Below are 20551 nucleotides of genomic sequence, written 5' to 3' on the forward strand. Positions count from 1 at the left end.
ACCCGGCTTACCCGGCAAAAACCCGCTTCGGCTTGAACATCCCCTGCTCGATGGCGCCGATGGCAACAAGCCTTCCGCGTGCGGTCGCGCACGCTTCCTCGGCCTCCACCGGCGCATCGCGGCCACGGATGACGACCGGATTGCCGAGCCTGATCTTGGTCGCTGCATCGTCGCTGATCGCCACTTGCGGCAGGCAATCCAGCGCCGCAACCGTGTCGACCAGAAGCGCGTCGATGGCGGAAAAATCCAGCGGGGCCTCGGCCGCCTCTTCCCCTGCCTGAGGCTGGTCGCCGAAGCGGGCGGCCTCAAGTTCGGCAATGGTGACGAAATCGTCTGCCGTGAAAGGATCGACCTCCATGCGGCGCAGATCGGCGATATGGCCGAAACAGCCGAGATCGCGCCCCATGTCGCGGGCCAGCGAACGCACATAGGTGCCCTTGCCGCATTCGATCTCAAACAGCGTGCCGCCATCCTTGTGCTCGACGATGTCGAGACGGCCGATTTCGATCTCACGCGGCGGGATGTCCACCGTCTCGCCTTCACGTGCGAGATCGTAAGCCCGCTCGCCGGCGATCTTGATGGCCGAAAACTGCGGTGGCGTCTGCATGATGACGCCGGTGTATTTCGGCAGCAGCGCGCGAACCTCGGCTTCCGCCGGTCGCTTGTCCGAACTCTTGGTGACCGGACCCTCAAGATCGTCCGTCGAGCGCTCGTCGCCCCAGGCAACGGTGAAGCGATAAATCTTCGCCCCATCCTGCACGTAGGGGACGGTCTTGGTCGCTTCGCCGAGCGCGATGGGCAACATGCCGGAAGCGAGCGGATCGAGCGTGCCGGCATGACCGGCCTTTTCGGCCTGGAACAGCCACTTCACCTTGGAAACGGCATCCGTCGAACCCATGCCGACAGGCTTGTCCAGCACCACCCAACCGGAAACGGGCCGGCCTTTCTTCTTGCCTCGACGCCCCACTATTTCTCACCCTCGTCGTCGTGACCCAGATCGCGCGCCACTTCCGGTGAATGGAGAAGCTCATTGATCTTCTGGAAATTGTCGTAACTCGTATCGAGCCGGAAGCGGAACTCAGGCATGTATTTCATCTGCCTCAGCGCCGGCGACATGCGCCCGCGAATGAAACGGGCATTGCGGTTCAGCGCCGCGACGACCGCGTCGTCGTCCTTGGCGCCAAGCGGCGCGACAAAGGCAGTCGCGATCTTGAGATCAGGCGACATGCGCACTTCCGAGACCGAAACGACCGTCGTCTCGATCAGGTCGTCGCGGATTTCACCGCGCTGGAGCATTTCGGCGAGCGCGTGGCGCACCTGTTCGCCGACGCGCAGCATGCGCTGCGATGGGCCGGACTTGCTGGAATGGGACATTTCTTCAATCCTGAAAACGCGAAGCCGGGGTTGGACCGCACCTCGCCTCATGTAGACGAACGGCGGCCAAAGGCCGCCATTCGTTCAAACCTTGGTCCTGCCGGCAGACTAGAGCCTGCGCGCCACCATCTCGACGCGGAAGCACTCGATGACATCGCCGGCCTGGATGTTCTCGTAGTTCTGGAACGCCATGCCGCATTCCTGGCCGACCGGGACTTCCGAGACTTCGTCCTTGAAGCGCTTCAACGTCTTCAACGTGCCTTCGTGAATGACGACATCGTCGCGGATCAGGCGAACGCCCGCACCACGCTCGACCTTGCCTTCGGTGACACGGCAGCCGGCGATCTTGCCGACCTTGGTGATGTTGAACACCTCGAGAATTTCCGCATTGCCGATGAACGTCTCGCGGCGCTCCGGCGACAACAGGCCCGACATCGCATCCTTGATGTCATCCACAAGGCTGTAGATGATGTTGTAGTAGCGGATTTCGATGCCGGCAGCTTCTGCCGCCGCCCTCGCCTGCGCATTGGCGCGCACGTTGAAGCCGAGGATCACGGCGCCGGAAGTCTGCGCCAACGTGACGTCGCTCTCGGTGATTGCGCCTGCGCCCGAATGCACGATGCGGGCGCGCACTTCGTCGGTGCCGAGCTTGTCCAGCGCTGCATCGATAGCCTCGATCGAACCCTGCACGTCGCCCTTGATGACCAGCGGGAATTCCTTCAAGCCGCTTGTCTGCAGTTGCGACATCATCTGTTCGAGCGAACCGCGCTGGCCGGCATGCTTGGCCACAGCCTTGTCGCGCGCCTTGCGCTGACGATACTCGGTGATCTCGCGAGCCCGGGCTTCGTTGTTGACGACAGCGAAACGGTCACCGGCGTGCGGCGTGCCCTGAAGGCCCAGCACTTCCACGGGCATGGCCGGCGGTGCCTCCATGACATGGTCGCCACGGTCGTTGACCAGCGCGCGGACGCGGCCCCATTCGTTGCCGGCCACAATGATGTCACCCGGCATGAGCGTACCGGTCTGCACCAGGACGGTTGCCACGGGGCCACGGCCCTTGTCGAGTTGCGCCTCGATGACAACGCCCTCGGAGGTACGATCAGGATTCGCCTTGAGGTCGAGGATTTCGGCCTGCAGCAGGATCGCCTCGAGCAACTTGTCGATGCCCTTGCCGGTCTTGGCAGACACTTCGACGTCGAGCACTTCACCGCCCATCGATTCGACGAACACCTCATGCTGGAGAAGCTGGGTGCGTACCTTCTGCGGATCGGCTTCGTGCTTGTCGACCTTGTTGATCGCCACGATGATCGGAACACCAGCCGCCTTTGCGTGGCTGATCGATTCAATCGTCTGAGGCATGACGCTGTCGTCTGCTGCAACGACCAGGATGGCAATGTCGGTAGCCTGCGCACCACGTGCACGCATTGCCGTAAAGGCCGCGTGGCCGGGGGTGTCGATGAAGGTGATCTTCTGACCGTTCTTCTCCACCTGATAGGCACCAATGTGCTGCGTGATGCCGCCGGCTTCACCTGACTGAACGTTGGCCTGCCGGATTGCATCAAGCAGCGAGGTCTTGCCGTGGTCGACGTGACCCATGATCGTCACCACAGGCGGGCGCGAGACCAGATCCTCGGCATTGTCGGCGATGTTGAAAAGGCCTTCTTCAATGTCGGATTCCGCGACGCGGCGCACGGTGTGACCAAATTCGGTCGCAACCAATTCGGCCGTGTCGGCGTCAATGACGTCGCCCGGCTTCATGATCTGACCCTGCTTCATGAAGAACTTGACCACGTCGACTGCCCGTTCGGACATGCGTTGTGCCAATTCCTGGATCGTAATGGTTTCAGGCAGGATCACTTCACGCATCACCTTTTCGCGCGGCTCGTTGTGCATCGCGCGCTTGAACTTCTCCTGACGGCGACGCATGGACGAAAGCGAACGCGCTCTCGCGTCTTCGTCCGACAGCGCCGCATTCAGCGTGAGTTTGCCTCTCCGGCGATCTTCCTCACCCTTCGTAGGCTTGGCGGGGCGAGCAACTTCTGGCGTGACCAGACGGCGCACCGGCGCACCGGCAGCGGCCGGGCGCTTTGGCTTGACGTCGTCGTCGGCTGTAGCCATGTCGGCAGTTTGCGGCGCGCGGCGGCGAGCCTCTTCCTCAGCCCTACGGCGCGCCTCGGCTTCGGTAAGCAGACGGGCCTCTTCCTCGGCCTGACGACGAGCCGACTCGTCGCGTTCGCGACGACGGCGCTCTTCTTCTTCGGCACGGCGCTTGGCGTCATCGGACGCGCGCTGGCGGTCCTCCGCCTCGCGGGCCTTGGAACCCTCCAACGCACGGCGGCGCGCTTCCATCTCGCCACGCGACAGTTCGTTCAGAACCAGGCGCTCTGCAGGCGGCACCGGCGCGGGCGCTTTCGGCGCTTCGGCTACCACAGGTGTGGGCGCAGGGGTCGGAGCGGGCGTCGGAACAGGAGCAGGCGGCGTCGGCTTCGGCGTAAAGACGGAAGCCGGCGGCTGCTCCGGCTTTTCACCGGGAATGTTGAACTTGCGCTTCTTGGTCTCGACAACGACCGACTTGCTGCGGCCATGCGAGAAGTTCTGGCGCACCATGCCCTGCTCCAGGCCCGGCCGCTTCAGCGTCAAGGTCTTCTTCGGTGTCACGCTCAACGTCTTGTCGTCACCCGATTTCGTATCGCTCATTCCATATCCTCTGCGGCGTCATCTTCGCCAGCGACGGCCGCAAGCATCGCCAGATCGTCCGGGGTACCGCCCCGGTAACGGTCGAGCGCAACCATGCGCTTCTGAGCCGCCTTGCCCGCATCTCCCGCGAGAACGGCAGCATGTATCACATTTGTGCCCCCCAATGCCAAACCCAATTCGGCCTCGGAGAAAAGTTTGTAGGCATTGATCGCAGGGCCACCGAGATGGACTGTTGCACGACGAGCCTGGCTGATCTTGCGCACACCATCGGGGGACGCCTCGACAGCATGGATGACGAACAGGGCTGTGCCGTCGCGCACGGCGGCCTCGACCTTGGTGGCACCGAGAACAATCGAGCCTGCTTTGCGGGTGAGGCCGAGCATGCCCAAGGCCGACTTTTCGAGTAGGCCCTCAACCATGCCGCCAAGTTCAGCGGGCACGGCAACCTTTGTTTTGAAGGCGCGCGAAAACAACCCCTTCGCCGCCGCCTTGTCTATATGTAGGCGGTCGGCGGTGACCCAGCAACCGCGGCCGGGCAGGTTTCTCTTTATGTCCGGAACGACGGCCGAGTCCGGGCCGACGACGAAACGGATCAGGTCATCCGCGTCGGCGGTCTTTCTGGTGACGATGCAGGTGCGATCGTTCATCTCGGCCAAGGGTTGCTCCGGTCCGGCTCACGTCACGCACCGGCGGCTTCGGCATCGGCTGCCTCGGCCTGGGCTTCCTCCTCGGAAATCCAGCCAGCCTTGAGGCGCGCAGCCAAAACCATCTGCTCTGCGTCGGCGCGGGTGACACCATGGCTTGCCAATACACCCGGATAGACCTTGGTCTCGCCGTCCTTGCGCTCTTTCCAACCCGTCAGGTCATCGGCGGCGTAGCCGGCGAAATCCTCGATAGACTTCACGCCATCCTCGCCAAGTGTGACCATCATAGCGGTGGTGATGCCGGAAATTTCACGCAACTCGTCCAGCACGCCGAGTTGCTTGCGCTTGGCATCCTGCTCGGCCTCGATCTTTTCCAGATATTCGCGGGCGCGGGTCTGGATTTCGCTGGCCGTATCCTCGTCGAAGCCGTCGATGGACGAAATTTCGTCGGAGTCGACATAAGCCACTTCCTCGACGCTGGTGAAGCCTTCGGAAGCCAGCACCTGGCCAACCATCTCGTCGACGTCGAGCGCCTCCATGAAAAGACTGGAGCGTTCTACGAACTCCTTCTGGCGGCGCTCGCTCTCTTCTTGCTCGGTCAGGATATCGATGTCCCATCCGGTCAACTGCGAGGCAAGGCGCACGTTCTGGCCCCGACGGCCGATGGCCAGCGAAAGTTGATCGTCCGGCACCACAACCTCAATGCGCTCCGCATCCTCATCGAGCACGACCTTGGCAACTTCTGCCGGCTGAAGCGCATTGACGATGAAGGATGCGGCCGATGGCGACCATGGAATGATATCGATTTTCTCGCCTTGCAACTCGCCGACAACCGCCTGGACGCGCGAGCCGCGCATACCAACGCAAGCGCCGACCGGATCGATCGAGCTATCGCGGGAAATCACAGCGATCTTGGCGCGGGAGCCCGGATCACGCGCCACAGACTTGATCTCGATAATACCGTCATAGATTTCCGGCACTTCCATCGTGAAGAGCTTGGCCATGAACTGCGGATGCGTACGCGACAGGAAAATCTGCGGGCCGCGCTGTTCGCGACGGACGTCATAGACATAGGCGCGCACGCGATCGCCATACTTGTAATTCTCGCGCGGGATCAGTTCGTCGCGGCGAATGATCGCCTCGCCACGGCCCAGATCCACGATGACATTGCCGTATTCGACGCGCTTGACAGTGCCGTTAACGATCTCGCCGATACGGTCCTTGTATTCGTCATACTGACGGTCGCGCTCGGCTTCGCGCACCTTCTGGACGATGACCTGCTTGGCCGACTGCGCGGCGATGCGACCGAAATCCATCGGCGGAAGCTGCTCTGCAATGAAGTCGCCTAGCTGAGCGTCGGGGTTACGTTCGCGCGCCGAAACCAGTGCGATCTGGGTCGCGTAGTCTTCGACCTTCTCGACCACTTCCATCAGGCGCTGAAGCTTCATCTCGCCGGTCTGCGGGTTGATGTCGGCGCGGATATTGGTCTCCTGGCCATAGCGCGAGCGAGCAGCCTTCTGGATGGCGTCGGCCATCGCATCGATGACGATCTGCTTATCGATCGACTTTTCACGCGCGACCGCATCAGCGATCTGCAGCAGTTCAAGCCTGTTGGCGCTTACAACCATGTCTTTCTCCCTGAACTTTGCCGCAATCCATCGCGGCAGCTCAATCAATCTTCCTGTTCGTTGTCGTCGTCGCCTTCGGGCGCATCGTCGTGCTCGGCATGGCGCTTCCTGGCTTCCTTGCGCGCGCGATTGTCCTTCGAAAGCGCGTCGCGGATCAGGTCGTCCGTCAGGATGAGGCGCGCTTCGGCAATGGCGTCGTAAGGCACGCGCACGCTCGGCGATTCGCCATAAGCAGCCTGATCACGCTGGATCAAAATGCCCTCTTCGTCAGCTTCGGCGATCTTACCTTTGAAGCGCTTACGGTCGGTGACGAGAGTGGAGGTCTCCATCTTCACCAAATGACCCAGCCAAGTGGTGAAGTCCGATTTGCGCACCAGCGGACGATCGATGCCGGGCGACGACACTTCAAGATGATACGCCTTTTCGATCGGGTCTTCCACGTCCAGCGCCGGCGATATGGCGCGGCTGACTTCCTCGCAGTCCTCGACCGTCATGGTGCCATCGTCGCGCTCGGCCATGATCTGAAGCGTCAGCCCGCTCTGGCCCGACAGCCGAACCCTAACCAGCCGAAAGCCAATGCCACGCAGAACCGGCTGGATGATCATGGCAATGCGCGCATCAATTCCGCTTTCGCGGATGATACGATCGTCACCACTCGCCTCGCCTGCTGTCACTGTCATTCGATCCTATCGATTTGCTCCGGCAGGTAATAAAAAAGAGCGGGACCGGGTGGACCCACTCTTCGTCATACCGACCAAGAATTTGATCGCGATATAAACGATCCGCCGCAGTGTTTCAAGGCCGAAGACCGCAAGGCTCCGGGTTGGGTGGAAAATTTGCCAGCGATGCGCCTAGCGCAGGGCGCATATGTATAAACTGGTATTCCGGTTTTGCCGCCGCGTCCTATTTATATTGCAATGCAACATGGACGGCGCGCAGAGCGCCGGAAAGAGACAAGATCATGACCAAGCGCAACGCATTGGCGGCAATCGGAGACCTGTTCATCACGTTCGGCAGCGCGGTCGCCGTGTCGAGAGCAGTCGAAGCCGGTCGCAAGCCGCGCGCCCAGCACCTTGCCGACCTCGGCATTGATCCGCGTGTTTTCGACAAGATCCGCTACTATTGATGCGATGCCGTCCTGCCGGAACTTAGGCGGTGTGGTGCCTCACTTTCGAATGAAAGTGAGATAGGCCGGGGACCTTCGCTCGCGGATCGCCTTGGCCTCGTATCGAGTGCCGGGCCAGCCGTGGTAAGGTCGATTCCAATCACCTGCATGGCCGGCCTGCCACTGGAAAGCAGCGTGGGCACGGCAGTGCAGGAGCGTCCAGTTGACATAGGTGTCAATGTCGGACGCGAACCGGAATTGCGCACCGGGCCGCAGAACCCGCGCAAAGCGGTCCAGATTGATCTTACTGACGAATCGCCGCTTCCAATGCTTCTTCTTCGGCCATGGGTCCGGGTAAAGCAGGTCAATGCCGTCAAGCGATTCTGCCGGCAGCCAGTCCAACAGCCGGGTCGCATCCTCGTCGAACAACCTGATGTTTTCGAGCGGCTCTTTTTCCAGCGCCGTCATCATCTTGGCCATGCCGTTGACGAACGGTTCGGCCCCGATGAAGCCGGTCGCCGGCGTAGAAATCGCCTCATGTAGAAGGTGTTCACCGCCACCGAAGCCGATTTCCAGGCGCACGGCGCCCACCTGCGCCTGAAAGAGCTGGCGCAGATCGGCCGGCGTCGGGTTAGACAGATCAAGCCCGTAACGAGCCAGCCCGCGCTCCAATGCTGTCGATTGAGCCGGACGTATAGTCTTGCCGCGACGACGGCCGAAAAAGGCCTCGCTGGCGCGTTTGGGTCGTTCTTCAGCGGTCACGGGGCGCGCCACCGCCTTCAAGCGGCGATGGCTTCCTTGAGTGCTTTGGCGAGGTCAGTCTTTTCCCAAGAGAAAGATCCGTCGCGGCCGGGCTTGCGGCCGAAATGACCATAGGCCGTCGTCTTCGCGTAGATCGGCTTGTTGAGGTCGAGGTGCCGACGAATGCCCGATGGCGACAAGTCCATGACCTGGCGCAGCGCGTTCTCCAAAACAGCCTCGTCAACCTTGCCGGTGCCGTGCAGATCAACGTAGATCGACAACGGCTGGGCAACGCCAATGGCGTATGAAAGCTGGATTGTGCAGCGATCCGCGAGCTTCGCCGCAACCACGTTTTTAGCCAGATAGCGCGCCGCGTACGCAGCGGATCGATCAACCTTGGTGGTGTCCTTGCCCGAGAAAGCACCTCCGCCGTGCGGGGCAGCGCCACCATAGGTGTCAACGATGATCTTGCGCCCGGTCAGGCCGGCGTCGCCATCCGGCCCGCCGATCACGAACTTGCCGGTTGGATTGATATACCAATTGCAGTTGTCAGCGATCTTCAAGTCGCCCAGCGCCTCACGAATGTAGGGCTCGACGACCTTGCGCACCTTGTGCGAATCCCAACTTCCATCCAGATGCTGGGTAGAAAGAACGATCTGGGTGGCTTCGGCTGCCTTGCCGTCCGCATATCGAACGGTAACCTGGCTCTTGGCATCCGGGCCGAGCTTACCGACTTCGCCCTTGCCTTCGTGCCGTGCGGACGCCAGCAATTCGAGGATCTTGTGGCTGTAGTAAATGGGCGCGGGCATAAGGTCTGGCGTCTCGCGGCAGGCATAACCAAACATGATGCCCTGATCGCCCGCTCCTTCTTCGCCCTGGCGGTCAGAAGCGTTGTCAACACCTTGGCCGATATCCGGGGACTGGCCGTGCAGGAGGACGTCGATCTTCGCCGTCTTCCAATGGAAGCCGCTCTGCTCATACCCGATCTCGCGGATCGCCTTGCGGGCAACCGACTTGAACTTGGCGGGGTTGATGACGGCGTGACCCGAACCATCCTTGACGATGTTGCCGGACTTATCCTTCTTCAAAAGCGTGTCAGGGACGCGCACTTCGCCGGCAATCACGACTCGATTGGTCGTTGCAAGCGTCTCGCAGGCGACGCGGACTTTCCATGGGTCCATTCCAGTCTTTTTCGCTTCCCGATAGACGAGGTCGACGATCTCATCGGAAATGCGGTCGCAAACTTTGTCGGGATGGCCCTCTGACACCGATTCAGAGGTGAAGAAGTAATTCTCGCGGCTCACGGGGTGTCCCCTCTCGAAAATATCAGGCGCGCCGAAAAGCGCGACACCTGTTAGCGGTGTGCGCTACGACTCGTCAAGCAATATGCCCACCAACGGATAACACCATTGATGGCGCAAAGTCCTGCAAGGAGATTCCCTAATCGAAGTCGTCCTGGGAAAGCGATTTCACCAGGTCAAGGATTCGGCGACGCACCTTGGTGTCCGTGATTTTCACAAATGCACGGTTGAGTTGCAGGCCTTCCGTGCTGGAACAGAACTCCATCACCGAATTCATCGACGAATCTTCTGCAAAGCCTCGACCCGCGGAAGGTTCATGGCCAGGCGCATCTTCGAAAAAGAAGGCAGGCGGAACCTCCAGTATCGATGCGATCGCCTGCAACCGGCTGGCGCCCACACGGTTTGTGCCCTTTTCATATTTCTGAATCTGCTGAAACGTAATTCCCAGGTTTTCGCCTAGTTTTTCCTGGCTCATTCCAAGCATATTTCGACGTAGCCGAATGCGGCCGCCTACATGAATGTCGATTGGGTTTGGTTTCTTTTTGTTTTCTTCTACCATTTTTTCCTCGCCGAATTTTTCCGGCATTGTTCTGTTTTTATGCCTGAAGGCGTCCGGCCAAAGCGACCCCAATGAAACTTGCCAATGCGCACCAAAAATTGTCAGGCGGCTACTATATGGATTTCTAATATACGGGCTGTCAATTCGCACGTAGTCTTTGTCTTACGTTCACAACAAGAGATGCGGCAGCAAACAGCAGCACCGTCAGCAATCCGTTAACGCGCCGCTGACCGACCGAAACCGCCTCCAACCGGTATACCGGTAGCTGAACGTCGATCTCCCCCTTCGCGCCGATCGCCAAAGCGTCGACAATTCTCCCCCTTTGATCCACGACCGCGGAAATTCCAGTGTTAGCCGCCCTTAACAAAGGAATTCCGTTCTCGACCGCCCGCACCTGAGCCTGCCTGAAATGCTGGTAGGGGCCCGGTGTATTTCCGAACCATGCGTCATTGGTTACATTCACAATAAGCTCAGATGACGTAGCGTCAACTGCTACCAGGTCGGAGAAAATGACTTCGTAGCAAATGAAGGGGAGCGCCATCAGGCCGCCAGGCAGCGCGACGGCATGACGCTCGTTGCCTGCTGCAAAATTCATGGGGCCCGCAACAATTTGCTCCAAACCGATGCGGCCGAACAGGTCGGCGAATGGAATATACTCTCCGAACGGAACCAGATGGACCTTGTCCACCGCATCGACGATCTCGCCACGGTCGTTAATTGCCGCAACCGAATTGTAGTAGCGATCATCGGAGGCGCCAGCCACGGCCGCCTCTTCACGCACAATACCTGCCAGCAGCATCTGGCCGTCATCCAACGTTTCAGCCAGCGCTGAAAACGCATCGGGCCTCTCGTTGAACAGAAATGGCACGGCAGTTTCCGGCCAGATGATCAACCTGGGTTTGCTGTGCCCTGGCAGGGGTGGCTTGGCCGACTGTTCCAGAAGCGAGGAGAAGATGCGGTCGCGTACCGCCTTGTCCCACTTCTCGCTCAAATCGACAGCAGGCTGAACAATGCGGACGTCGAGGCTTTGAACCGCATCTGGCGCAGGTTTGGTAAGCCGATAATAACCAAACCCCACATCGGCAATGGCAAGGCCCGCGAACAGGACGATCCCAAGGCGAAGATTCTGACGATTGGCAAGCAATGCCGGCAGCGCAAAAACGAACACCGCCAGCGCATTCATGCCGTTCATGCCGACCACGGACACGCTTTGCATAAGCAACGGCACCGGCATCGCCGCATAGCCAACGGCGTTCCAGGGAAAGCCAGTGAAGACAAAACCGCGCAGCCATTCCGCGAGCGCGAAACCGAATGCCAGAGCCGCGATGCGCCCGATATTGCTGCTCCAAAGCAACCGGGCGACAGCCGTTGCGAAACCATAAAAGCAGGCAAGCACGAGCGGAACGCCGACAAAGGCAAAGGGAAGCGCCCACGCAAAGCTTTCAGCTTCGACGAGAAGAGCTGCTCCGATCCACCAGAGACCGGCAAGGAAATAGCCGAAGCCAAACCACCAACCGACAGCAAAAGGCGGGCGCAGCCGCCGGATTTGTCCAGCCGATGCATCGCCAGTAGCGCCGTCGAGCAACAGCACAAGGATCGGAAAGGAAACGAAACAGGCGGCAAAGAAGTCGTAGGGCGCCTGGCCCAAGACGGCAAAGGCGCCGGCAAGGAACGCCACAAAGGCACGACGCCATCCCCAAAGCAGAATTATCCGGCCCGCCAGGCGCTCCATGAAATCTTCCGATTCGCGCGAATCACGAGAGAAGATTTATCAGGCCACAGCCTTCACTCCAACGCCGGTTGGCCAGCAAAAAGGTCAGGCCTGCTCGGCACGGGCGACGCGCTTGCGCCGATCACCTTTCAGGACCTGCACAATACGCACCCGCTTGACCCGTCGTGGGTCGGCATCGAGCACATGGAATTCGAATCCTGGGATTGCCTGCACAACCTCTCCGCGCGCGGGCACACGGCCAAGCGTGTTGAAGATCATGCCGCCAATCGTATCGACGGACTCGCCATGCTCGCCAGCGGCGAACCCCTCGCCGATCATCGCCGCAACTTCGTCGATCTCCGCCTTGCCGTCGACGATGAAGACACCATCGCCGGCCTTGGTGACCATCGGCTCTTCGTCGTCATGCTCATCTTCGATGTCGCCGACGACCATCTCGACGATGTCTTCGAGCGATGCGAGACCGTCCGTGCCGCCATATTCGTCGATCACCAGTGCCATCTGGGTGCGCGCCGCCTGCATGCGTCCCATCAAATCCGAGGCGAGCATTGAAGGCGGCACGAACAAGACAGGCCGCATCAGCCCAAGATCGCCAATGGTGCGCGTCAGATCGACCTGTGCGAGATCAAGCTCCGCGCCGGTCGGTTGCTTGCGGGTCGTGCGGCGCTTCTTGCCGCGCGCGCTGCGGGTTATATGAGCCAGCACATCGCGGATGTGGACCATGCCGCGTGGGTCGTCGAGCGTTTCGGCGTAGACCGGCATGCGCGAATGGCCCGACTGCTCGAAAACCGCAAGAAGGTCTCCAAGCGTTGTCGTGACCTCTACAGCCTCGATGTCAGCGCGCGGGACCATGACGTCCTCGACGCGTACTTCGCGCAGACGCAGGATATTGTTGAGCATCGCCCGTTCGCCGGGGGAGAATGAACCCGCTCCGCTCGCGGTCTCGGCCAGAGCATCCGCAATCTCTTCGCGCAGCGTGGTACCGTTGCGATGCCTGAACAGCCCAATCAGTCGTTCGAATACGGAAGGGCCGGCAGGTGTGACGTCAACCGCTACGCTGCCGGGCCTGGTACTAGGACTAGGGTCCTCGTCCGCATTTTCGTGGGGCTTGCCCGCACTGCCGTCGTCTGGGTGGGCGGCGGTCTGTGGTGTGTCGTTCATCGTCGTCCGGTCAATTTGTGCATGTAGTTACGCATAGGGATCGGGAATGGCAAGCCTTGCCAGCGCTGCGCGCTCGGCTGCTTCCATTTCGTCAGCCTCGGCATCGGTCTCGTGATCATAACCTAAAAGATGCAGGAGGCCATGGACAACGAGATGGCTAATGTGGTTCTCGAGCGGCTTTCGTTCCAGTTCGGCCTCTTGCGAAACCGTTTCGGCGGCAAGAATTATGTCGCCGAGCATCGGTGGTAGCGAACCGCCTCCGGAAACTGGAAAGGCTGGGAAGGACAATACATTGGTCGGCTTGTCCTTTCCTCGCCAACCCGCATTCAGTTCCCGGATGTTGGCATCATCCGAAAAAACGATGCTGAGTTCGCTGGTTCCGGACCAAACCGATCCAATTTCGGCAAATGCAGCACCTGCGGCACGGTCAACCAGACGTTTTAACACGTCCTCTTCCGGCCAAGTGCCCGCCTCGACCAGAAGATCGATGTCGAGAGGATGGGCAAGCGCCATAGTCATAGATGGTTTGCCAGTGGGCATTTGAGAGCCGAAATCAGCCTTCCACGCCAAGGCCGCGCGAGACTTTACCATCGCGGTCGTAGGCCCTGACGATCTCGCCAACCAGCGGATGACGCACGACATCGACATCATTGAAGCGCACGGTGATAATACCCGGAACCCCATCAAGAACACGCAACGCTTCTACGAGGCCGGATCGCGTGTTCTGCGGCAAGTCGATCTGGGTCGGGTCGCCGGTGACGATCATACGCGAATTCTCACCCAGACGCGTCAGAAACATCTTCATCTGCATTTGAGTGGTGTTTTGTGCCTCATCGAGAATGACGGCTGCGTGCGCCAACGTGCGGCCGCGCATGAAGGCAAGCGGCGCGATCTCGATGATACCGGCAGCGATGGCCCGTTCAACCTTGTCGCCCGGCATCATATCGTAAAGGGCGTCGTAGAGTGGGCGCAGATAGGGGTCGACCTTTTCCTTCATGTCGCCGGGAAGGAAACCCAGCCGCTCGCCAGCCTCCACGGCTGGTCGGGACAGGATGATGCGTTCAACCATACCGCGTTCAAGCAGCATTGCGGCGTGCGCAACCGCCAGATAGGTCTTGCCCGTGCCCGCGGGGCCGATGCCGAATACCAGTTCCGAGCGCTCAAGCGCCCGCATATAGGCATCCTGATTGAGCGAGCGGGCATAGATGGTCTTCTTGCGGGTAGAAATCTGTGCGGCTGACACTTTGCCCTTTCGCTCCAATGTCGGCAGCGTGAGTTGGTCGTCGGCAGCGACCGCCATACGCACTGCGCCGTCGACGTCGGATTGGCCGATATCGATGCCCTTCTGCAAAATGTCGTATAGGCTATCGAGCGCTCTCCTAGCCTGTTCCGCGGATGACGACGAGCCCTTGATGGTAAGTTGGTTGCCGCGCGAACGGATATCGACGCCGAGCTTCTGCTCAAGCCGCGCCAAATTCTCATCGAACTGACCGTAAAGGGCGCTCGCAAGCTTGTTATTGTCGAAGGTCAGAACGATGTGCGCCATGTCCGATGCCCCCGTTTCCAGCTTGGAGGACACGTTCTTCAGATCGGCAGCGCTCAACCGTCTCTCCTCATCTGCCGGGGCCCGTCAGGCCGGCTCGGCGAACAGGCTATTGTAGCCAGTCTTCGTGATTCGCACGTCAATAATGTCACCGATTTCCGCGGCCATTTCATCAATAATAACCGGCTGCAGCCACGGTGACCGCCCAACCTTCTGCCCGGCCTGACGGCCAGCCTTCTCGATCAAGGTTGCCATTGTGCGCCCAACCATGCCTCGCGTGAAGTCCTGCTGTTGTTCGGTCAACAACGCCTGCAGGCGCTGCAACCGCTCGTCCTTGACGTCTTCGGGGACATGTCCGTCCATTTCCGCGCCGGGCGTGCCGGGACGCGGCGAGTATTTGAACGAAAAAGCGGAGGCGTAGCCCACCTCGCGCACGATTTGCATCGTCGCCTCGAAATCCGCCTCGGTCTCGCCCGGGAAGCCGACGATAAAGTCACCGGACATGGCGATATCGGCGCGTGCGCCGCGAACACGCTCGATCAACCGCAGATAGTCGCTTGCCTTGTGGCGACGGTTCATAGCCTTCAAAATGCGGTCCGAACCTGACTGCACAGGGAGATGCAGATACGGCATCAGCGCATCCAGATCACGATGCGCAGCGATGAGGTCTTCATCCATGTCGCGCGGGTGGCTGGTTGTGTAGCGAAGGCGGGCAAGACCTTTGATCTCTGCAAGCCTGTGAAGAAGCCGGCCAAGGCCCCACTCGCTGCCATCTGGCCCTTCGCCATGCCAGGCGTTGACGTTCTGGCCAAGCAGCGTCACTTCACGCACGCCAGCTTCGGCAAGGCGCTCGGCCTCGGCTACGATCTGGTGGACCGGGCGCGAAACTTCCGAACCCCGCGTATAGGGCACAACGCAGAACGTGCAGAACTTGTCGCAGCCTTCCTGCACGGTCAGGAAGGCTGTGACGCCGCGCTTGATGACCTCGGCGCGCCTCGGCTGAGGCAAATGCTCGAACTTGTCCTCGATCGCGTATTCGGTTTCGACGACCTTTTCGCCGTTTCGAACCTTGGCAAGCATCTCGGGCAAACGGTGGTAGGTCTGGGGGCCGACGACCAGATCGACAGAAGGCGAGCGCCGCAGGATTTCGCCACCCTCGGCCTGGGCGACGCAACCTGCAACGCCGATCGTAAGGTCACGTCCAGCGTCCGCCCTTTCCGACTTCAGATCGCGGAGACGGCCAAGCACCGAGTAGACTTTGTCGGCCGCCTTTTCACGGATATGGCACGTGTTCAGAAGGACCAGATCGGCATCGTCCATGGCTTCAGTCGCAACATAGCCGTCAGCCGCAAGCGCGTCGGTCATACGCTGGGAGTCATACACGTTCATCTGGCAGCCATAGGTCTTCACGAAGACCTTCTTAGGCGCGCCAGACGCACTTTCCAGCGGCGTGTGGTCTTCGTTGATGATTGTGGTTTCCAGTTCCATGGGGCGGCTTCTAACGTTTTTCGGCAGCAAAAAACAGCCGATTCTATGCCTTTGACCGAGCCGCGACACTGGGTCGGCTGGCGCGAGGTGAACGCAGAGCCTGCTGGAGCATTATATTGACTTGCTCCTCCATAGTGCGCGCGGTCTGCTTGCGGTTCGACGCGGATGAAAATGCAACCGGTTCGCCGAAATGAACCTCTACATCCAACGCGCCTTCCGCCAGCAGGTCCTTGACGTGCGGCACCAGATCCTGATCACCAATCCAAGCGGCATGAGACCTGTGCCGACGGCCGAGCGGCAGGCCATGCAAACGCGTATAGGCTATCGCAACCGGCTGAACGAAAACCTCTTCCGCCCCGCCGCCCGAGATCGCCATCGCAGCGGCACCGAACAGCGTGCTCTTGAAAGGCAGCACCATGTTGCCGTCGCCAGTCGTTCCTTCGGCAAACAGCACCATGGCATCGCCATTGGCCAACCGGCCCGCGATCTCACTGGCTTGGTCGCCAGACTTGCGCTTGCGCTCACGCTCGATGAACACAGTGCGCTGCAGCTTCGACAAAAAGCCGATCAACGGCCAGCCCGCCATGTCGGCCTTGGCGATGAAACGGACATCCGACATGGAGCCGAGCACGGAGATATCAGTCCATGAGACGTGATTGGCGGCCACGAGCAACGGTCTCTCGGACGACAGCGCGCCGGTTACATGGACGCGGATACCAAGCGTTTTAAGGACCGCCTTGTGCCAGATTTTCAGGATGACGGTCTCGCGCCACAAGCCGATCTTCATCGATATGAGTTGCAGCGGCACCAGCAGCAGCGTGGTTATCGCAATGAACATCAGCGCCAGAAAGGTCCTGATCTTGGCCATCATTGAGCCTATGGCCTTTCTTCAGCGAAGATCGCGGCGCATGACCAGCGCACCAGTTGGGCCATGCTCGGGAGAGCGGTAGTAGTTCGGTCGCTTGCCGACTTCACCGAATCCTAACCGCCGGTAGAGTGCTATTGCCGCGCCATTGGTTTCGTCGACTTCGAGAAACAGAGCCTCGGCACGCTCGGAATGCAGTTCGCGCAATACGGCATCCATCAACTGCCAGCCGATGCCCTGTCTGCGGTGTGAGCGGGCGACTGCTACGGTGAGGATTTCGCCCTCGCCGGCGGCAAGCCTGGCCAATACGAAACCGACCGGCGAGCGACCGCCCTGCCCGACCTCGCGCGCCGCATAGCCAAAGACAGTATCCTGCTCAAGCAATGTTGCGAACTCCGCATCGGACCATGGCCGCACGAAGTCTTCCTGATGCAACATGGACAACGCACCGCTATCGGTCGTTGAAAGCGGCTCAAGGACGTAGTCGCGCCGACGGGGCGTCAGGAACGGAATCCGCATTAGGCCCTGTCCCTGGCAGTCATCAAGGGCTCGCCCTCGGCAACACAAAGCCTGCCTGCGGTTTCGCGTCGGCTTCGCGCAGATAGACAGGTGCAGGCTTTTCGGCCGGCTCCCTGGCCGCGCCGAGGCGAGCGTAGGTGGCGATATCGGCTGTTGCCCCAACCGGACCACGGTTGAAAGATTTACCGGCTGTGCCTGCGACGAGACCGGCTGCCGTGCCGCTCAGAACCGCCTGCGAACTGACTGCCATTTCGGTGATCTCTTCCAGCGTCGTCACAGCGGGCCCAAATCGAAGCTGCATCTTATCATCATACAGCGCGGCGTGGATTTCACCACGCCCGGCATCGAGGGCAGCAAGCACTGCGCGACTTGGGAACTTGATGGCAGTTTCGGTCGCCAGCGCATCAAGCGTGGTAACGCCGACGGCGGGAATTTTCAGCGCCAAGGCCAAGCCACGCGCTGTGGAAACACCGACGCGGACGCCGGTGAAAGAGCCCGGGCCTACTGAGACGGCAATCCGGCAAAGATCGGCGTAGGTCGCGCCGGATCGCCCCAGTGCCTCGGCGATCACCGACATCAGGTGCTCGGCGTGTCCCTTGCCGAGGTCGAGCACCTGACGGCCAAGCTCGCGACCGGCTGTCGCATCATAGACACAGGCGGCGCAGAGACTGGCGGAGCAATCGATGGCAAGGACGATCATACGGTTAGGTATTCGCCCCGTTCTGCCCGGCCTTCAGCTCCAGACGACGGGCGTGGAGGATCGGCTCGGTGTAGCCACTCGGCTGGACGGCGCCCTTGAACACCAGATCGCAAGCGGCCTGGAAGGCGATCGAGGTGTCGAAATCGGCAGCCATCGCCTTATAGAGCGGATCGCCGACATTCTGGTGATCGACGATGACGGCCATGCGCTGGAGCGAATCCATGACCTGGATCTTGGTGCAGACATCATGGCGCAGCCAGTTGGCCATGTGCTGCGAGGAAATGCGCAAGGTGGCTCGGTCTTCCATCAGGGCTACGTCATTGATGTCGGGCACCTTGGAGCAGCCTACGCCCTGATCGATCCAGCGCACGACATAGCCGAGGATGCCTTGCGCATTGTTGTCCAGCTCGCGCTGGATGTCGTCCGGGGTCCAGTTGGGCCGCGTGGCGACAGGTATCGACAGGATGTCGTCGAGCTTGGCCTTGGGACGGCTTTTTAGGGTTTCCTGCACGGCGTGGACATCGACGCGGAAATAATGCGTGGCGTGCAGCGTGGCAGCGGTCGGCGACGGCACCCAGGCGGTGTTGGCGCCTGCCTTGGGGTGGCCGATCTTCTGTTCCAGCATCGCCGCCATGAGGTCCGGCATCGCCCACATGCCCTTGCCGATCTGGGCATGGCCGACAAGGCCGCATTCCAGCCCGGTATCGACGTTCCAGTTCTCGTAGGCGCCGATCCACGCGGCCTGCTTCATGTCGCCCTTGCGGATCATCGGGCCGGCTTCCATCGAGGTGTGGATCTCGTCGCCCGTGCGGTCGAGGAAGCCGGTATTGATGAAGGCGACGCGCGCCGAGGCCGCGCGGATGCATTCCTTGAGGTTGACGGTGGTGCGCCGCTCCTCGTCCATGATGCCCATCTTGATGGTGTTTTTCGCAAGCCCGACGAGGGCCTCGACGCGGTCGAATATCTCGACGGCGAAGGCAACTTCCTCCGGCCCGTGCATCTTGGGCTTGACGACATACATCGAACCCTTGCGCGAGTTGGCGCGGCGGCCACTTGGGCCGATGTCGTTCAAGGCGATGAGCGCGGTGATCGCCGCATCCATGATGCCTTCCGGAACTTCCGAACCATCGGACAAAAGGATGGTCGGATTGGTCATCAGGTGGCCGACATTGCGCACCAGCATCAGGGCGCGGCCGGGAAGCACCAGCTCGCTGCCGTTCGGCGCGGTGTAGGTGCGGTCGGCGGCGAGGCGACGGGTGAAGGACTTGCCGCCCTTGGCGATCTCTTCCGACAGGTCGCCGCGCATCAGGCCGAGCCAATTCGTGTAGACCGCGATCTTGTCGTCGGCATCGACGGCTGCGACGGAATCCTCGCAATCCTGGATGGTGGTGAGCGCGGACTCGACCACCACGTCGGAAATGCCGGCCTTGTCGGTCCTGCCGATGACGCTGTTGCGGTCGATGACGATCTCGACATGCAGGCCGTTTTTCGTAAGCAGCACGGCGGCTGGATTGCCCGCCTCGCCGCGCCAGCCGGCAAAGCGCGCGGCCTCCTTCAGCGCCGTCGGCCCGGCCTCGAGCGAAACCTTAAGGCGGCCGCCGGAGACGGCTAGTTCCGCCACGTCCTTCCACGAGCCGGACACCAGCGGGGCGACCTCGTCGAGGAAGGCGCGCGCCCAGGCGATGACCTTGGCGCCGCGCTTGGGGTTATAGCCCTTGCCCTTGGCCGCGCCGCCGTCGTCGGAAATGGCATCCGTGCCGTAAAGCGCATCGTAGAGCGAGCCCCAGCGGGCGTTGGCGGCGTTCAGCGCATAGCGCGCGTTCATGACCGGCACGACGAGTTGCGGTCCGGCGACCACGGCGATCTCGGGATCGACGTTTTCGGTGGTGACCGAGAAGGCCGGGCCTTCCGGCACGAGGTAGCCGATTTCGCGCAGGAAGGCCTTGTAGGCTTCCATGTCGTTCGGCGCGCCATTGTTGCGATACCACTGGTCGATCTGTGCCTGCAGGTCGTCGCGCTTGGCCAGCAGCGCCCGGTTCTTCGGCGCTAGGTCGTGGAGGATTTCAGAAAAGCCGGCCCAGAATTTCTCCGCCTCGATGCCGCTGCCTTTCAGCGCCTCGCCGACAACAAAGTCATGCAAGGGGCGCGCGATGCGCAACCCGGCGATCTCGATCCGGTCCGTCATTTAGAATTCTCCGCAGGCACCACCCGAAAAGGTGGGTGGCTTCGATGCGGGGGCTTTGGCATGACAGGGCCAAAGGGTCAATGATCCGATAGAGTGAGGCGTGGGGCACAGCGCCCTTTCGCCTCGTTCTCTTCGGCGCTTCCCTTCGTGGGCAAGCCCGAGCGCAGCGAAAGGCGCGACCCGAGGATCCATGCCGTGAGGATTGTGGGGGTAGGACGGCTCAGAATGATGAGCTTTCCTTTGCACCCTTTACGCGTTGCCGCGATGTCACGGCATGGATCCTAGGGTCTCCGCAACGGCCTTCGGCCTGCT

The 20551-nt window shown here is 60.9% G+C and carries 19 protein-coding genes; 1 reads left to right on the forward strand and 18 read right to left on the reverse strand.

What is annotated here, in order from left to right; genetic code table 11:
- Positions 1–7: 7 nt before the first annotated feature.
- From truB to rimP, 6 genes are all read right to left on the reverse strand, one after another.
- Positions 8–967: a tRNA pseudouridine(55) synthase TruB gene (gene truB / locus ACODTY_RS07685; protein ID WP_488993693.1), complete on the reverse strand. Its 960-nt coding sequence runs from the start codon at positions 965–967 to the stop codon at positions 8–10.
- On the reverse strand, positions 967–1374 hold the full coding sequence (rbfA, locus tag ACODTY_RS07690) for a 30S ribosome-binding factor RbfA (RefSeq protein WP_488993694.1): 408 nt from the start codon (positions 1372–1374) through the stop codon (positions 967–969). Before rbfA ends, truB begins: the two co-directional genes overlap by 1 nt.
- Positions 1375–1482: 108 nt before the next feature.
- Positions 1483–4071, reverse strand: coding sequence for a translation initiation factor IF-2 (infB, locus tag ACODTY_RS07695; RefSeq protein ID WP_488993695.1), 2589 nt, complete (start codon positions 4069–4071; stop codon positions 1483–1485).
- Positions 4068–4718: an RNA-binding protein gene (locus ACODTY_RS07700; protein ID WP_488993717.1), complete on the reverse strand. Its 651-nt coding sequence runs from the start codon at positions 4716–4718 to the stop codon at positions 4068–4070. The genes infB and ACODTY_RS07700 overlap by 4 nt, the downstream gene beginning before the upstream one ends.
- 32 nt (positions 4719–4750) lie before the next feature.
- Complete coding sequence (gene nusA / locus ACODTY_RS07705; RefSeq protein WP_488993696.1) at positions 4751–6343, reverse strand: transcription termination factor NusA; 1593 nt, start codon at positions 6341–6343, stop codon at positions 4751–4753.
- Between the two features lie 44 nt (positions 6344–6387).
- Positions 6388–7023: a ribosome maturation factor RimP gene (rimP, locus tag ACODTY_RS07710; protein WP_488993697.1), complete on the reverse strand. Its 636-nt coding sequence runs from the start codon at positions 7021–7023 to the stop codon at positions 6388–6390.
- Positions 7024–7304: 281 nt separating this feature from the next.
- Here rimP and ACODTY_RS07715 point away from each other — a divergent pair, with 281 nt between their 5' ends.
- Entirely contained in the window at positions 7305–7469 is a 165-nt protein-coding gene (locus tag ACODTY_RS07715; protein ID WP_488993698.1) for a hypothetical protein, read from the forward strand.
- 39 nt (positions 7470–7508) lie between these two features.
- Here ACODTY_RS07715 and trmB read toward each other — a convergent pair whose 3' ends face one another.
- The 12 genes from trmB to ACODTY_RS07775 all read right to left on the reverse strand — a co-directional run bounded on the left by trmB (position 7509) and on the right by ACODTY_RS07775 (position 20239).
- Positions 7509–8210, reverse strand: coding sequence for a tRNA (guanine(46)-N(7))-methyltransferase TrmB (gene trmB / locus ACODTY_RS07720; protein ID WP_488993699.1), 702 nt, complete (start codon positions 8208–8210; stop codon positions 7509–7511).
- Positions 8211–8227: 17 nt separating this feature from the next.
- Positions 8228–9493 carry a methionine adenosyltransferase gene (metK, locus tag ACODTY_RS07725; protein WP_488993700.1) on the reverse strand — a complete coding sequence of 422 codons (1266 nt, stop codon included), beginning with the start codon at positions 9491–9493 and terminating at the stop codon, positions 8228–8230.
- A 136-nt stretch (positions 9494–9629) separates the two neighbouring features.
- Entirely contained in the window at positions 9630–10049 is a 420-nt protein-coding gene (locus ACODTY_RS07730) for a helix-turn-helix domain-containing protein (RefSeq protein WP_056235634.1), read from the reverse strand.
- Between the two features lie 139 nt (positions 10050–10188).
- Positions 10189–11781: an apolipoprotein N-acyltransferase gene (gene lnt, locus ACODTY_RS07735; RefSeq protein WP_488993701.1), complete on the reverse strand. Its 1593-nt coding sequence runs from the start codon at positions 11779–11781 to the stop codon at positions 10189–10191.
- An 84-nt stretch (positions 11782–11865) separates the two neighbouring features.
- Positions 11866–12939 carry a hemolysin family protein gene (locus ACODTY_RS07740; protein ID WP_488993702.1) on the reverse strand — a complete coding sequence of 358 codons (1074 nt, stop codon included), beginning with the start codon at positions 12937–12939 and terminating at the stop codon, positions 11866–11868.
- Positions 12940–12966: 27 nt separating this feature from the next.
- The gene (gene ybeY, locus ACODTY_RS07745; protein WP_488993703.1) at positions 12967–13458 is read right to left on the reverse strand and encodes an rRNA maturation RNase YbeY; all 492 of its coding nucleotides are present in this window, start codon (positions 13456–13458) and stop codon (positions 12967–12969) included.
- Between the two features lie 34 nt (positions 13459–13492).
- Complete coding sequence (locus tag ACODTY_RS07750) at positions 13493–14485, reverse strand: PhoH family protein (RefSeq protein ID WP_488993718.1); 993 nt, start codon at positions 14483–14485, stop codon at positions 13493–13495.
- Between the two features lie 84 nt (positions 14486–14569).
- A complete protein-coding gene (gene miaB / locus ACODTY_RS07755) occupies positions 14570–15970 on the reverse strand; it encodes a tRNA (N6-isopentenyl adenosine(37)-C2)-methylthiotransferase MiaB (protein WP_488993704.1) in 1401 nt (466 codons plus the stop codon).
- Positions 15971–16013: 43 nt separating this feature from the next.
- Complete coding sequence (gene olsA, locus ACODTY_RS07760) at positions 16014–16841, reverse strand: lyso-ornithine lipid O-acyltransferase (protein WP_488993705.1); 828 nt, start codon at positions 16839–16841, stop codon at positions 16014–16016.
- Positions 16842–16859: 18 nt separating this feature from the next.
- Positions 16860–17354, reverse strand: coding sequence for a ribosomal protein S18-alanine N-acetyltransferase (gene rimI / locus ACODTY_RS07765; RefSeq protein ID WP_488993706.1), 495 nt, complete (start codon positions 17352–17354; stop codon positions 16860–16862).
- A gap of 22 nt (positions 17355–17376) precedes the next feature.
- On the reverse strand, positions 17377–18054 hold the full coding sequence (tsaB, locus tag ACODTY_RS07770; RefSeq protein ID WP_488993707.1) for a tRNA (adenosine(37)-N6)-threonylcarbamoyltransferase complex dimerization subunit type 1 TsaB: 678 nt from the start codon (positions 18052–18054) through the stop codon (positions 17377–17379).
- A 4-nt stretch (positions 18055–18058) separates the two neighbouring features.
- Positions 18059–20239: a malate synthase G gene (locus ACODTY_RS07775; RefSeq protein WP_488993708.1), complete on the reverse strand. Its 2181-nt coding sequence runs from the start codon at positions 20237–20239 to the stop codon at positions 18059–18061.
- Positions 20240–20551 lie beyond the last annotated feature (312 nt).

This window comes from Mesorhizobium sp. FG116 (genome assembly GCF_057809835.1).